We start from the raw sequence: 13,940 nt of genomic DNA on the forward strand, positions 1-13,940 counted from the left end.
TTGCTCGGCGCCTGCAAGGACGCAAGCCCGCCCACCGCCGCCCCAGCGACCCCCGCCGCCAGCGCAGCGGCCCCGCGCCTGTTGCCGCAGCCGCCACGGCCAAGCCGGCGAGCTACCACGCGGCCAGGTACGACCCCATCCATTTCAAGCCCGCCATCGACAAGGCCACCAACGAGCAGTGCCTGGCCTGTCACGCCGAAGTGCTCAAGCCGAGCGTGCGCAAGACGTCGCCGGCCGGTTTGTCCAGCGGCACCGCCAAGGCCTGGTATCAGCAGACGTCCACCTACCAGGGCGAGCAGGACACCTTCCACCGCCGCCACATCAGCACCGACTTCGCCAGGCAGGTGATGACGATGCGCTGCACCACCTGCCATGAAGGCAACGACCCGCGCGAGGAAGCGCCGGGAAGTTCGGCCACCGACTTCGGCCAGCAGACCCTGCGCAAGATGGTCAACCCCGAGACCGTGTGCCTGAAGTGTCACGGCAAGATGAACCATGCGGTCATGGGCCTGCCGGGGCCGTGGGAACAGTCGAAGGCCATGTTCCAGAACAACTGCCTGCTGTGCCATTCCAACATCCGCACCAGCCGGCACAACGTCAACTACCTGAACGCCAAGGCCATCGAGGAACTGGCCGCCAAGCCGGACGGCGGCGACACCTGCTACGGCTGCCACGGCGGCCGCGCCTGGTACCGCACGCACTACCCCTATCCGCGTCACGCCTGGCCGGGCATGGACCCGACGGTGCCGGACTGGGCCAAGGGCCGCCCCACCGAAAGCGAAGTGCGCTTCATCGCCGCCGCCGTGACGTCTGGAGAGAAGAAATGAAGAACAACGACCTGCCGCGTGACGCCGTGCGCTTTCCCAGCGTGAACGATTCCATCGACCGCCACGGCAATGGCTACCGGCGGCGCGACTTCCTGAAGATCATCGGCACCGCGGCCGGTGCCGCCGGGCTGGTCAGCGTCGGTGTGTCGGTGGCGCCCGAGAAGGCGCAGGCCTTCGCCTACGAGCCCTACTACACCGACGATCAGCTCACCACCGTGGTCACCTCGTGCGCCCACAACTGCGGCTCGCGACACGTGCTGGTGGCGCACAAGAAAGGCGACGTGATCGTGCGCCTGTCGACCGACAACGGCGAATACCAGGCCGGCGGCGCCTACGGCAAGGACACCTTCGAGGAGCCGCAGCTGCGCGCCTGCCTGCGCGGGCGCAGCTACCGCGCGCGCCTGTACTCGCCCGAGCGCCTGCTCTACCCCATGAAGCGCGTCGGCGCGCGCGGCGAGCACAAGTTCAAGCGCATCACCTGGGACGAGGCCCTCAACGAGATCGCCCAGAAGATGGTGCAGCTGAAAAAGGACTTCGGCCCCACCGCCATCCTCGACCAGAGCTACGCCGGCGCCAGCTACGGCGTGCTGCACAAGAGTGATCAGATCGAAGGGCTGCTGGGCCGCTTCCTGGGCATGTTCGGCTGCCGCACCAACTCGTGGAGCGTGCCGAGCTACCAGGGCACCACGTTCTCCAGCCGCATGACCTTCGGCACCATCCAGGACGGCAACGAGGACGACGCGTTCGCGCACAGCAAGCTGATCATCATGTGGGGCTGGAACCCGGCCTACACCTTCCACGGCGGCAACACCTTCTACTACATGCGCATGGCCAAGCAGCGCGGCTGCAAGTTCGTGCTGGTCGATCCGCAGTACACCGACTCGGCCGCCGTGTACGACGCCTGGTGGATCCCCATCAAGCCCAACACCGACGCGGCCATGATGGCCGCCATGGCCTACCACATCTTCACCAACAACTGGCAGGACCAGAAGTTCATCAACAAGTTCGTGCTGGGCATGGACGCCGGCACGCTGCCCAAGGAGTTCGCGGGCAAGGAGAACTTCAAGGACTACATCCTCGGCACCTACGACAAGCAGCCCAAGACGCCCGAATGGGCCGAGCCGATCTGCGGCGTGAAGGCCGACGACATCAAGAAGCTGGCCGAGATGTACGCCAGGACCAAGCCCGCCGCGCTGAAGGCGTCCTGGTCGCCTGGCCGCGCCAGCTACGGCGAGCAGTACAACCGCATGGCCGCTGCACTGCAGGCCATGACCGGCAACATCGGCATCCTGGGCGGCTGTGCCGAGGGCGTGGGCAAGGCCTGGCACAGCGAGAGCGTGGCCTACCCCTACGACGAGAACGCCAACCTGTGGTGGGCATCGATCAAGAGCGACCGCTGGGCCCACTGCGTGCTGAACTACCCGAACGTGAAGAGGGAAGAAGTGGGCCTCTGGCCGCGCGAGGACAACCTGGATGGCCAGATTCCCAACATCAAGGCGATCTTCTGGCAGGGCAGCGACTGGTTCAACCAGCTCACCAACATAAACAAGGAAATCAAGGCCATCGACAAGCTGGAACTGGTGGTGTGCATGGACTCGACCATCACGCCCTCGGGCATCTGGGCCGACTACCTGCTGCCGATCGCCACGCACTTCGAGCGGCACGACGTGGCGCTGCCCTGGTACAAGGGCCACTATTACATCCACCGTCCGAAGGTGATCGAGCCACTGGGCGAGAGCAAGACCGACTTCCAGGTGTTCACCGAGATGTGCTACCGGCTGGAGCAGATCGACCCGAGCCTGAAGAACCTGGGCCAGCGCTACAACCCGCGCGCCCAACGCGACTACTTCCAGAACCCCGATGCGGTGGACGAGGCCTACCTGAAGGCCTGGTGGGACGGCAGCGTGCAGCACCACCAGCATGTCACCATGAGCTGGGACGAGTTCAAGCAGCACGGCACCTACAAGTTCAAGCTCAGCGAACCGCATGTCGCCTTCCGCGACCAGGTGACCAAGGGCGTGCCGTTCGAGACGGCCTCGGGCAAGATCGAGATTTTCTCGACCTATCTGGCCGGCATCGAGGACTGGACGAAGACGCAGTTCGGTTACGAGATCCCCTACATCCCGAAGTGGATCGAACCCTTCGAGTCGCTGAACCACCCGATCACCAAGGACTACCCGTTCCACCTGATCAGCCCGCACCCGCGCTGGCGCACGCACTCGATCTTCAACAACATCCCCTGGCTGCGCGAGACCTACGAGCAGGAGGTGACGATCAACGCCAGCGATGCGAAGAAGCTCGGCATCCTGACCGGCGACACCGTCGAGGTGTGGAACGAGCGCGGCAAGTGCGTGGTGCCCGCCTACGTCACCGAGCGCCTGCTGCCCGGCGTGCTGGTGCTGTTCGAAGGCGCCTGGATGGACCCGGACAAGGACGGCGTGGACCGCGCCGGCAACCCCGACTTCCTGACGCTCGACAACCCGAGCCCCGCAGGCGCCTTCGCCTACAACAACGCCATGGTGCAGATCAGGAAGACCGACCTGGTGCACCGGCCGGGCTGGGACGACCTGGCGGTGGCCCGCTCGTCGGTGTTCCGCCGCGACATGTAAGGAGCCGATGCCATGGCCGAGAAACAAGTCATCAACAAGCTGGGCGTCGACGCCAAGGCGCGCGTGAAATACGCGCAGGAACGGCGTGACGCGACAACCTACGAACCGGTCAAGCCCGAACAGCAGTGGGGCTTCATCCACAACAACATGGACTGCATCGGCTGCCGCGCCTGCGAGATCGCGTGCAAGGACAAGAACGGCCTGCCGCCCGGCCCGCGCTTCCGCCGCGTGATGTACATCGAGGGCGGCAGCTTCCCGACGTGTTCGCCTACAAAGTCAACATGTCGTGCAACCACTGTGCCGAACCGGCCTGCCTGCCGGCCTGCCCCACCGGCGCGATCTGGAAGCGTGCCGACAACGGCGTGGTCGACATCGACAGCAGCCTGTGCATCGGTTGCCGCCGCTGCGAGGCCACCTGCCCGTTCGGCGCGCCGCAGTATGACCCGACCGACAACACCGTCAAGAAGTGCAACCTGTGCATCGACGAGCTGGAAGCCGGCCGCAAGCCTTACTGCGTGTCGGCCTGCATGATGCGCGTGCTCGACATCGGCCCCATCGACCAGCTGCGTGCCGGCACCTGGGACACCAAGGCCATGGTCAAGGGTGTCGACCAGCCGGTGCGCCAGGTGCAGCACATGGCCAACCCGGAGCTGACCAACCCGTCGATCGTGTTCATCGCCCACCCCAAGGGCAAGGTCGAGCCGCAGGCCGAGGCCCCCGCGGCGCCAGCCAGCAAGGCATCGTCCTGACGCCATGAGCACCACCGCGACATCGCCATCCGACTGGCACGTTCTGGCCGCCGAGGACCTGCGCGCGCTGGCGTGGCTGCACGCCGGCGAACGCAGTCCCGAGGTGCTGGCCGCGCTGCACGCCAGCGGCTTCCCGACACGCTGACGCTGGTGGCCGCCGAGGCGCCAGCGGCGCAAGCCATGTCGGCTGCGCTGAGCGCCCTGGCCGAGCAGCGCCGCGCCAGACAGGACGACATGGCGCTACCCGCCTCCAGCGTGGACGAGCTGGCCGCCGACTACGCGGCCATCTACCTAACGCATGCACTGCGCGCCTCGCCGCACGAATCGGTGTGGCGCGACGACGATCACCTGATGCTGCAGGGCCCGACCTTCGCCGTGCGCGCCTTCTACCGCCGCCACGGCGTGCAGGTGCCGGACTGGCGAGCGCGTGCCGACGACCACATCAGCCACGAACTGGACTTCGTCGCCTTGCTGCTGGAGCGCGGCAACGAGCGCGAGGCGGCGCGCTTTCTCAAGACCCACCTGCTGGCCTGGCTGCCCGACTTCGCCCGCCGCGTGGCGCAACGCGCCGCCACGCCGTTCTATGCCGCGCTGGCCGCCCTGACGCTGGCCGCCTGCGAAGGCTGCCAGCAGCGCCTGCCGACGGTAGCGGTGCTGCCGCAACCGGTGGTGGAAGGGCCGCGGCCGGGCGGCTGCGGCGGCTGACCGGCGAGGGCATGCACCGGTGACCGGCGCGCTGGAGGCCCGGACCGAGTTGGCCATCCATGCCGAGCGCTGCGTGCACCAGCGCGTGCGCGGCGCGGCCTGCCGCGCCTGCGTGGACGCCTGCCCCACTGCGGCCTGGCAGATGTCGGACGACGGTCTGGCCTTCGACCCGGAGGCCTGCGATGCCTGCGGCCTGTGCGTGGCTGCCTGCCCAACCGAGGCGCTGGAGCTGCCTGCGCCACAACCCCTGCTGCAACGCTGCGAGCAGATGCCACCCGCCGCCTGGTGGCGTTGCGAGCGCGCCGGCCTGCCCGGCCGCCCCAGCACCGCGTGCCTGCTGGCCCTGAGCCCGGCGTGGCTGCACTTGGCGAGCCGCCGGCTGGGCGTGCACGACCATGTCTTCGTGCCGGGCGCCTGCAGCCGCTGCGAACGCGGTGCCGGTCTGGCTGAATGGCAGCGCCAGTGGCGCGGCCAGGCGGCGCTGGCCGCCAGCCAGGGCTTCGCATTGCGGCTGCGCCTGGCGCCGGCGGCGGACTGGCCCGCCGCGCACGACACTGGCGCACCTGCCGACGCCAGCCGCCGCCGCTTCTTTGCCCGCGCCGCCACGCCCGCCGCGCCGCGCGTGGCCGGCGCGCTGAACAGCGCGCGCGAGGACGTGTGGACCGACGCACCCGCCACGTCGCCCGCCCAGCCCGCGCCACCGCTGTGGCGAGTGGACTTCGAGCGCGCGCGCTGCACGCTGTGCCTGGCCTGTACCCGCGTGTGCCCCGTGAATGCTATCTTTTTCGAAGCTGAAGGCGCAGATTCGACGGCGACTGGGTTCGGATTCGACCTGCAACGCTGCACCGGCTGCGGCCTGTGCAGCGCGGTGTGCGAGGACGGCGCCCTGTCGCAGCCCGCCGCCGGCCAGCAGCCCGACGCACCGCCCCTGGACGTTCCGGCGCACTGGCCGGTCGTCACCCGCCGCTGTCCGCACTGCCGGATTGACTTCCGTCAATTCGTGGAGTCCGGCGACGCCTCAAACTCGGTCACAACCTGCCCGACCTGCAGCCAGGGACGTCCGTTTCACGCCGACCGCATCGTGCAGGCCGATTCCAGCACATGACCGATCACACCACGCCGCTGCGCGGCGAAGCTGCGCGCACTGCGTCATCGCCGCCGGCCGAAGCGCCCCGCTTCGTGGCCGCCGTGCCGCACTGGCTGCGCGTGTCGCTGGCACGCCGGCTCATGCTGGGGCTGGCGGTGGCGCTGCTGGCGTCTGCCGCACTGCTGGTGGTGCTGGCGCTGGCCATCGGCCGCGACAGCCTGCGCCGCCAGCATGAAGCCGCTGCCCAGCGCGTGGCGCACCTGTTCGAGGCCAGCCTGCAGAACGCCATGCTCAAGCGCGACCTGGACGGCATGGCGGGCATCCTGGCCAGCCTGGGCCAGTCGTCCGGCGTCACGCAGGCGCGGCTGCTGGCGCCGAACGGCGCGGTGCGCTTCGCCTCGCAACCGCAGGCGGTGGGCACCAATGCCTGGTCGCAGATCGACGGGCTGTGCCTGCACGCCGGCTGCGCCGCCCCGCCGCCACGCCTGCAATGGCGGCCGCTGCCGCAGGGCGAGCAGTTGCAGATCGCGTACCCGATCCACAACCAGCCGCGCTGCGCGCAGTGCCACGGCGTGGCCAGCGCGCACCCGGTGAACGGCGTGCTGCTGGTGGACTTCGAGCCGCTGCCGGCGCTCAACCCGGTGAGCGCACCGGGCCTGATGCTGGTCGGCGCGGGGCTGGCCACGCTGGCGCTGTTCGCCACCATCATGGGGCTGACGCTGCGCCGCCAGGTCACTGAACCGCTGGCCCGCCTGGCCACCACCACCGACCGCCTGGCCGCGGGTGCGCTGGATGCGCGCCTGGGCCAAGGCGCGCACGGCCCCGACGAACTGGGCCGCGTGGCTGACGGCTTCGACCACATGGCCGACCGCGTGCAGACCATGGTGGGCGACCTGGCCGAGCAGCACCGCTTCCTGCAGACCCTGATCGACGCCATTCCCGACCCCGTGCTGGTGATCGGCCCCGACTTCCGCATCCGCCTGGCCAACAGCGCCTACACCGCACTTGTGGGGCAGCAGCCGCAGGCCGTCATCGGGCAGTGCTGCCACCGCGCCAGCCGGGGACTGGACGAACCCTGCCCCAGCACGCTGCTGCACTGCCCCGTGGCCGAGATGCGTGCCCGACCGCAGCGCCTGCGCAGCATGATGAGCGTGCGCCGCGCCGATGGCAGCGCGGTGGAAGTCGACATCGAGGCCGCACCGCTCATCACTCGCGATGGCGAGACGCTGGTGGTCGAGGTGATGCGCCCGCTCGACCGTGCGGTGCGCTTCTCGCAGGAGCAGCGCCTGTCCACCATCGGCCTGCTGGCCAACGGCGTGGCGCACGAGATCCACAACCCGCTGGCCTCCATCCGCCTGGCGCTGCAGGCCAGCCTGCGCGGCCTGCGTGCCGGCGACATGGGGCGCGAGGAACTGACCGACTACCTGCAACTGGTGGACCGCGAGATCGACCGCTGCGTGGCCACCACACAGCGCCTGCTGCAGATGAGCCAGGCGCCCGGCCAGACGCTGCAGCCGGTGGCCGTGGCGACCGCCGTCGACGACGTGCTGGCGCTGCTGGGCGAGGAGTGCCGCAGCCGCGGCGTGCAGGTGCAGGTGGTCATCGACCCACCCGGCGCGCGCGTGCTGGCCGACGAGGCCGAATTGCGCCAGGTGCTGGTCAACCTGATCCACAACGCGCTGCACGCCATGGCCGGGGGCGGTGGCATCGACATCACGGGCCGTCCCACGCCAGCCCCGGATGGCGATGCACCCCGGATGGGCTACGAACTGAGCGTGCGCGACACCGGGCGCGGCATCGCGGCGGACGAGCAGTCGCTGATCTTCCTGCCCTTCTTCAGCCGCCGCGCCGATGGCCAGCGCGGCACCGGCCTGGGCCTGGCCATCTGCAAGGCGGCCGTCGAGCGCTTCGGCGGCCGCATCACGGTGCGCAGCGAGCCAGGCGCAGGCGCCTGCTTCACGCTGCACCTGCAGACGCCGCCGGAACCCGGCGACACGGCCCATGGGGAGGACCGCGCATGAACCCGTCGGTGCTGGTGGTCGAGGACGATCCGACGCTCAATCGCCTGCTGGTCAAGGAACTGCGCAAGGCGGGCTACGAGCTGGACAGCGCCAGCTCGTGGCAGGAGGCGCGCGAGCGCATCGCCGCCTTCGCACCCAACCTGGTGCTGCTGGACGTGAACCTGCCGGACGCCACCGGCTTCGGCCCGCTGAGCGAGATCGCCGGCACGCGCCCGGTGGTCATGCTGACGGCCTACGGCAGCGTGCACCAGGCGGTGGAGGCCATGCGCCTGGGCGCCGCCGACTACCTGGTCAAGCCGGTCAATCTGGACGAGCTGGAGCTGGTCATCCGCGGCGCGCTGGAACGCTCTCGCCTGCAGGCGCAGAGCGCGCTGGCGCGCGGCGACGCCGGCCTGGCCATGATCGGTGAAAGCGCCGCCATGCAGATGCTGCGCCAGACCATCCGCGAGGTGGGCGCCAGCGACGTCACGGTGCTGATCCAGGGCGAAAGCGGCTCGGGCAAGGAGTTGGTGGCGCAGGCGCTGCACAGCGCCAGCCGGCGCCGGGGCGAAAGCTTCGTGGCCGTCGACTGCTGCACGCTGCAGGAGGCGCTGTTCGAGTCCGAACTGTTCGGTCACGAGCGCGGCGCCTTCACCGGCGCCGATCGCCGCAAGGCCGGGCTGATCGAGGCTGCCGCGCACGGCACGCTGTTCCTCGACGAGATCGGCGAAGCCGGCCCCGCCATCCAGGCCAAGCTGCTGCGCGTGCTGGAGACCGGGCGCTTTCGCCACGTGGGCGCCACCACCGACCTGCGCAGCGACGCGCGCATCGTCGCCGCCACCAACCGCAACCTGCAACAGCGGTCGCGCGATGGCCAGTTCCGCGAGGACCTGTACTACCGCCTGTCGGCCTTCGTCATTCAGGTGCCGCCACTGCGCGACCGGCGCGACGACATCGACCTGCTGGCGGCGCACTTCATCGCCAGCCGTCGTCAGGCGCAGGGGCTTTCGCCGGCCTGGCTGATGCCCGATGCCCTGGCGCGCCTCGTGGCCTACGACTGGCCAGGCAACGTGCGCGAGCTGCGCAACGTCATCGAGCGCGCGCTGATCCTGTTGGGGCCTGGCGAGGCCATCGGCCCGGCGCACATCGGCACGCTCGACAGCGGCAGCGCACCCGCCGTCCCCGTCGCCCCACCGGCCACGCAAGGCGCGACCGACGCGTTGATGCTGCAGGGCGAGCCCACGCTGGAGAGCATCGAGCGCGAATACCTGGGCAGCCTTCTCAAGAAATACGGCGGCAACCGCCGCAAGGTGGCCGAGGTGATGGGCGTGTCGGAGCGCACCGCCTACCGCATGATGGATCGGCATGGCTACAAGTAGAGAACTTCAATAACGATAGCTGCTAGCTCCCGCCCTGCAAAGCTTTCAGCCACTTTTCTCCAATAAAACTGATCTGGCGCCGTTGAAGACGGTTCGTCATCCCTGGCGCAACCAGCGCGCCGCCTGCTCGGCAATCATGATCGTCGGCGCGTTGGTGTTGCCCGCCACCACGCTGGGCATGATGGAGGCATCGACCACGCGCAGCCGCTCGATGCCACGCACGCGCAGGCGCTCGTCCACCACGTCCATCGGCCCCTGGCCCATGCGGCAGCTGCCGACGGGGTGATAGATGGTGTCGGCATGCTGGCGAATGAAGGCTTCGATCTCGGCATCGCTTTTGGCCGCCGCCGAGCGCTCCACCCCGCCGTGGCGCGCCAGCGCGGGCTGGCTGAGCAGCTCGCGCATGCGCCTGAAGCCGGCCACCAGGCGGCGCGTGTCGTCGCCGTGCTGCAGAAAGGCCGGGTCGATCAGCGGCGGCGCCAGCGGGTCGCCGCTGGCCAGGCGCAGGCTGCCGCGGCTGCGCGGGCGCAGCACGCACACGTGGCACGAAAAGCCATGGCCCCACACCGTGGCGCGCCCGTGGTTCACCAGCTTGCCGACGACGAAGTGCAGTTGCAGATCGGGCAGGGGTTCGGCCGGCTCGCTCTTGATGAAGCCGCCGGCCTCGGCGAAGTTGGTGGTGAGCATGCCGCGCCGCGCCCTGCGCCATTGACGGATGGCGCGCGCGGTGCGCCAGCTGCCCTGCAGCGACAGGCCGAACAGGTCGTACGCCTTGTCGACATCCCACACCTGCACCACGTCGGGGTGGTCGTGCAGGTGCGCGCCCACGCCGGGCAGATCGTGCCGCACGTCGATGCCGTGCGCGCGCAGGTGGTCGGCCGGGCCGATGCCCGAGAGCATCAGCAACTGCGGCGATTGCAGCGCGCCGGCGCTCAGCACCACCTCGCGTTCGGCGCGCACGGTGTGTTCGCACCCATCCTTCACATAGGCCACGCCCACGGCGCGGCCGTGCTCCAGCAGCACGCGCGTGGCGTGCGCGCCGGTGACCACGTGCAGGTTGGGCCGCGCGCGGTTCGGCGCCAGATACGCCTTGGCGGCCGAAAAGCGCTCGCCGCCCTTGTGCGTGACCTGGTACAGGCCCACGCCCTCCTGCGTGGCGCCGTTGAAGTCGCGGTTGTGCACGTGCCCGGCCTGCACGCCGGCCTCGACGAAGGCGTGCGAGAACGGGTTGGGGTCGCACAGGTCCATCACGTTCAGCGGCCCGCCGGTGCCGTGAAAGGCGTCGGAGCCGCGCTCGTTGTGCTCTGCCGCCTTGAACACGGGCAGCACGTCGGCCCAGCCCCAGCCGGGGTTGCCCTCGGCCGCCCAGGCGTCGTAGTCCTCGGGCACGCCGCGCGTATAGATCATGGCGTTGATCGAGCTGGAGCCGCCCAGCACCTTGCCGCGCGGCTGGTAGCCACGGCGGCCGTTCAGGCCCGGCTGCGGCACGGTCTGAAAGGCCCAGTTGAAGGCATGGCGCGCGGTGGGCGAACGCGCCATCACGCCCAGCCCGGCCGGGCAGTGAATCAGCACGCTGGTGTCGGGCGGGCCGGCCTCCAGCAGCGTCACCTGCACGGCGGGGTCTTCGCTCAGCCGTGCGGCCAGCACGCAGCCGGCCGAGCCGGCGCCCACGATCACGACATCCATGCACTCGCTCCTCGTTTTGTGCCGCCATTGTGATCCGTGACAAGGGCTTGACACAGGCAGCGGCTAACATGGTTGGTTGTGCGCGGCCGAGCCCGGCTGGACCGCCTTCGTCTACCCCCATCCACAGGAGAAAACACATGAGCATCACCACCGTTGGCATCGTCGGCGCCGGCACCATGGGCAATGGCATCGCGCAGGCCTGCGCCGTCAAGGGCATCGACGTCGTCATGGTCGACATCGCCCAGGCCGCGGTCGACAAAGGCATCGCCACCGTCGGCAAGAGCCTGGACCGCCTGCTGCAGAAGGAAAAGATCACCGAGGCCGACCGCGATGCCGCGCTGGGTCGCATCAAGGGCTCGACCAGCTACGACGACCTGAAGAAAGCCCAGCTGGTGATCGAGGCCGCCACCGAGAACCACGAGCTGAAGAACAAGATCCTCAAGCAACTGGATGAGCTGCTGGACCCCGAGGTGATCATCGCAACCAACACCTCGTCGATCTCGATCACGCAGCTGGCCGCCGTCACCAAGCGCCCGGACAAGTTCGTCGGCATGCACTTCTTCAACCCGGTGCCGATGATGGCGCTGGTGGAGATCATCCGCGGCCTGCAGACTTCCGACGCCACGCACGACGCGGTGAAGGCGCTGGCCGAGGCACTGGGCAAGTCGCCCATCACGGTGAAGAACGCGCCCGGCTTCGTGGTCAACCGCATCCTGGTGCCGATGATCAACGAGGCCTTCTTCGTGCTGGCCGAGGGCCTGGCCACGCCGGAAGACATCGACGCCGGCATGAAGCTGGGCTGCAACCACCCCATCGGCCCGCTGGCGCTGGCCGACATGGTGGGCCTGGACGTGTGCCTGGCGGTGATGGAGGTGTACCTGGAGCAGTTCGGCGACAGCAAGTACCGCCCCTGCCAGCTGCTGCGCGAATACGTGGCCGCCGGCCGCCTGGGCCGCAAGACGGGCATGGGCGTGTACAGCTACGCCAAATAAGCCTCTAGCGCCCACCAGCCAAGCGCTGGCAGCTACTGATTTGGAAGCAAACAAGAGCCGCCTCCGGGCGGCTTTTGCGTGGGCCGTCGGCGCGCCGCCATGACGCGCGTCCTGCACCGTGTCGCCGGTGCTTGTTAGGATGGGCCGATGCCCCTGAGCCTGCCCCCATCGTTTACTGCGGCGAGATCGCCGATCCGGCGCGCTGGTGGCTGGTGTGGAACGACGCCGCGCCGATCTGGGCCGCCCTGCTGGCCTGGGCCGCGCTGACGGCGCGCCACGCACCGCGCAGCCGCCCGGCGTGGGCCGCCTGGGCGCTGGCGCTGCTGCTGTATCTGTCGCCGCTGTGCGCGCTCAGCGCCACGCTGTTTTCGGTGCGCGTGCTGCACCACCTGCTGCTGGTGGGCGCGGTGGCGCCCTGCTGGCGCTGGCGGCCGGGCCGGCGCGCGCGGGCCAGCGGCGCGCCCGTTCGCCGGCCGGGGCGGCGCTGGTGTTCGGGCTGGTGCTGTGGCTGTGGCACGCGCCGCAGGCCTATGCCTGGGGCCTGACCTCGGTGGCCGGCTACTGGCTGATGCAGGCGTCGCTGCTGCGCACGGCCTGGTGGTTCTGGCGCGCCGTGCTGCGGTCCGACCAGCCCTGGGGCGGCGCGGTGCTGGCGCTGTTCGCCACCGTGGCGCACATGGGCCTGCTGGGCGCGCTGATCGTGTTCGCCGGCCAGCTGCTGTACCCGGTGCACGTGGCCGGCACGCTGGCCTGGGGCGCGGCGCCGCTGGCCGACCAGCAGCTGGGCGGGCTGCTGATGTGGGTGCCGGCCATCGTGCCCTTCATGGCGGCGGCGCTGTGGCGGCTGGCGCAGGGCCTGCGCCGCGCGGAGGCCGCCGCGTGACGTGGTGGATGGCGCTGCTGAAGTTCGTGCACGTGGGCGCCATCGCGTTGTGGGCCGGCGGCCTGCTGGTGCTGCCGCTGCTGCTGGCGCGGCGCGCGCGGCTGGCCTCGCACGACGCGGTGCAGGGCCTGCACGCGCTGACGCGGCGGCTGGTGCTGTGGTTCATGTCGCCGGGCGCGTTCGTGGCGGTGGGCACGGGCACGGCGCTGATCTTTCTGCGACCCACGCAGGCGCCCTGGTTCAGCGCCAAGCTGGCGGCGGTGGGCCTGATGGCCGCGCTGCACGTAGCGCAGAGCACGCTGGTGCTGCGGCTGTTCCACCCAGGCGAGCGGGTGGCGGCGTGGCGCCTGGGGGCGGCCGGGCTGGCCAACGCGGCGGTGGTGCTGCTGATCCTGCTGCTGGTGCTGGCCAAGCCGGGCTGGTCGCTGTCCGGCTGGGGCGGCGACTGGTTCAGCCCAGGTGCGTTGGGTGAGCTGCTGGGTCGCTGGCTGGACCCGCTTCTGGCTCGGGTGAGAGGTTAGTGCCGATGCCGTGCTCGAACACCAGCTTGCCGCCATGGAAGCCCGCGAACCCGGCGAACACGGCGCCCAGCAGCGACAGGGCCAGCGCATGAGGCAGCACGTCGTCGGGCACCAGCACGCGCAGCCGCCAGTTGGCGGCGGTGACGGCCAGCATGGTCATGGCCGCCACGGCGTGCGACCAGCTGGCCACGCGGCCACGGATGCCCGCCGCGCCCAGCAGTTCGATGGTGCCGATGGCGGCGGCCAGCAGGCCCGACCAGAAGGTGGCGCCCGCCGCCCACACGCCGGCGCGCTGCCAGAAGCCGTCGCCCGTGTACCAGTACAGCAGGTCGCAGCCGAGCGTGGCGAACACCAGCGCGATCGGAAAGTGCACCAGCATGGTGTGCAGCGGGTGGCCGATGATGGCGACGGTGGAGCTGGTGTCCAGCGCCAGCACGTCCCGGATGATGCGCGGGTGGCGGCTGGCGGCGGATTCGGACGAGGTTTCGAGGCGGGCCATGGC

13 protein-coding genes are annotated in these 13,940 nt (G+C 69.9%); 11 read left to right on the forward strand and 2 right to left on the reverse strand.

What is annotated here, in order from left to right:
- The first annotated feature begins 200 nt into the window (after positions 1-200).
- The 8 genes from H0I39_RS06785 to H0I39_RS06820 all read left to right on the forward strand — a co-directional run bounded on the left by H0I39_RS06785 (position 201) and on the right by H0I39_RS06820 (position 9,356).
- Complete coding sequence (locus H0I39_RS06785; RefSeq protein ID WP_180550004.1) at positions 201-827, forward strand: hypothetical protein; 627 nt, start codon at positions 201-203, stop codon at positions 825-827.
- Entirely contained in the window at positions 824-3,436 is a 2,613-nt protein-coding gene (locus tag H0I39_RS06790) for a molybdopterin-dependent oxidoreductase (RefSeq protein WP_180550005.1), read from the forward strand. The genes H0I39_RS06785 and H0I39_RS06790 overlap by 4 nt, the downstream gene beginning before the upstream one ends.
- Positions 3,437-3,696: 260 nt before the next feature.
- Positions 3,697-4,185: a 4Fe-4S dicluster domain-containing protein gene (locus tag H0I39_RS21805; protein ID WP_308645792.1), complete on the forward strand. Its 489-nt coding sequence runs from the start codon at positions 3,697-3,699 to the stop codon at positions 4,183-4,185.
- A 4-nt stretch (positions 4,186-4,189) separates the two neighbouring features.
- Positions 4,190-4,330, forward strand: a complete 141-nt coding sequence (locus tag H0I39_RS06800; protein ID WP_180550006.1) for a hypothetical protein — start codon at positions 4,190-4,192, stop codon at positions 4,328-4,330.
- A gap of 5 nt (positions 4,331-4,335) precedes the next feature.
- Positions 4,336-4,890 carry a TorD/DmsD family molecular chaperone gene (locus H0I39_RS06805; RefSeq protein WP_180550007.1) on the forward strand — a complete coding sequence of 185 codons (555 nt, stop codon included), beginning with the start codon at positions 4,336-4,338 and terminating at the stop codon, positions 4,888-4,890.
- Between the two features lie 19 nt (positions 4,891-4,909).
- Complete coding sequence (locus H0I39_RS06810; RefSeq protein WP_180550008.1) at positions 4,910-5,995, forward strand: 4Fe-4S binding protein; 1,086 nt, start codon at positions 4,910-4,912, stop codon at positions 5,993-5,995.
- Positions 5,992-7,998, forward strand: coding sequence for a sensor histidine kinase (locus tag H0I39_RS06815; RefSeq protein ID WP_180550009.1), 2,007 nt, complete (start codon positions 5,992-5,994; stop codon positions 7,996-7,998). Before H0I39_RS06810 ends, H0I39_RS06815 begins: the two co-directional genes overlap by 4 nt.
- On the forward strand, positions 7,995-9,356 hold the full coding sequence (locus H0I39_RS06820) for a sigma-54-dependent transcriptional regulator (RefSeq protein ID WP_180550010.1): 1,362 nt from the start codon (positions 7,995-7,997) through the stop codon (positions 9,354-9,356). The genes H0I39_RS06815 and H0I39_RS06820 overlap by 4 nt, the downstream gene beginning before the upstream one ends.
- 96 nt (positions 9,357-9,452) lie before the next feature.
- Here H0I39_RS06820 and H0I39_RS06825 read toward each other — a convergent pair whose 3' ends face one another.
- Entirely contained in the window at positions 9,453-11,042 is a 1,590-nt protein-coding gene (locus tag H0I39_RS06825) for a GMC family oxidoreductase (protein ID WP_180550011.1), read from the reverse strand.
- Between the two features lie 137 nt (positions 11,043-11,179).
- Between H0I39_RS06825 and H0I39_RS06830 the strand changes: the two genes are divergently transcribed.
- The 3 genes from H0I39_RS06830 (at position 11,180) to H0I39_RS06840 (ending at position 13,438) form a co-directional block, all read left to right on the forward strand.
- On the forward strand, positions 11,180-12,034 hold the full coding sequence (locus H0I39_RS06830) for a 3-hydroxybutyryl-CoA dehydrogenase (protein ID WP_180550012.1): 855 nt from the start codon (positions 11,180-11,182) through the stop codon (positions 12,032-12,034).
- Between the two features lie 343 nt (positions 12,035-12,377).
- Positions 12,378-12,917, forward strand: a complete 540-nt coding sequence (locus tag H0I39_RS06835; protein ID WP_308645915.1) for a cytochrome c oxidase assembly protein — start codon at positions 12,378-12,380, stop codon at positions 12,915-12,917.
- Positions 12,914-13,438 (forward strand): HemJ family protein, encoded by a 525-nt coding sequence (locus H0I39_RS06840; RefSeq protein ID WP_180550014.1) that lies wholly within the window; start codon positions 12,914-12,916, stop codon positions 13,436-13,438. Before H0I39_RS06835 ends, H0I39_RS06840 begins: the two co-directional genes overlap by 4 nt.
- Here H0I39_RS06840 and H0I39_RS06845 read toward each other — a convergent pair.
- Positions 13,368-13,937, reverse strand: coding sequence for a DUF2231 domain-containing protein (locus H0I39_RS06845; RefSeq protein ID WP_180550015.1), 570 nt, complete (start codon positions 13,935-13,937; stop codon positions 13,368-13,370). The two genes, H0I39_RS06840 and H0I39_RS06845, sit on opposite strands and share 71 nt — an antisense overlap.
- Positions 13,938-13,940: the final 3 nt, after the last annotated feature.

Origin of the sequence: Ottowia beijingensis (assembly GCF_013423955.1) — a bacterium.
Lineage (GTDB): Bacteria > Pseudomonadota > Gammaproteobacteria > Burkholderiales > Burkholderiaceae_C > Ottowia > Ottowia beijingensis.

What these genes read in the sequence shown, in the direction of transcription:
- H0I39_RS06790 (WP_180550005.1), top strand. Translation starts at nt 824, where the DNA reads ATGAAGAACAACGACCTGCCGCGTGACGCCGTGCGCTTTCCCAGCGTG.
- H0I39_RS06800 (WP_180550006.1), top strand. Translation starts at nt 4,190, where the DNA reads ATGAGCACCACCGCGACATCGCCATCCGACTGGCACGTTCTGGCCGCC.
- H0I39_RS06815 (WP_180550009.1), top strand. Translation starts at nt 5,992, where the DNA reads ATGACCGATCACACCACGCCGCTGCGCGGCGAAGCTGCGCGCACTGCG.
- H0I39_RS06820 (WP_180550010.1), top strand. Translation starts at nt 7,995, where the DNA reads ATGAACCCGTCGGTGCTGGTGGTCGAGGACGATCCGACGCTCAATCGC.
- H0I39_RS06825 (WP_180550011.1), bottom strand. Translation starts at nt 11,042, where the DNA reads ATGGATGTCGTGATCGTGGGCGCCGGCTCGGCCGGCTGCGTGCTGGCC.
- H0I39_RS06830 (WP_180550012.1), top strand. Translation starts at nt 11,180, where the DNA reads ATGAGCATCACCACCGTTGGCATCGTCGGCGCCGGCACCATGGGCAAT.
- H0I39_RS06845 (WP_180550015.1), bottom strand. Translation starts at nt 13,937, where the DNA reads ATGGCCCGCCTCGAAACCTCGTCCGAATCCGCCGCCAGCCGCCACCCG.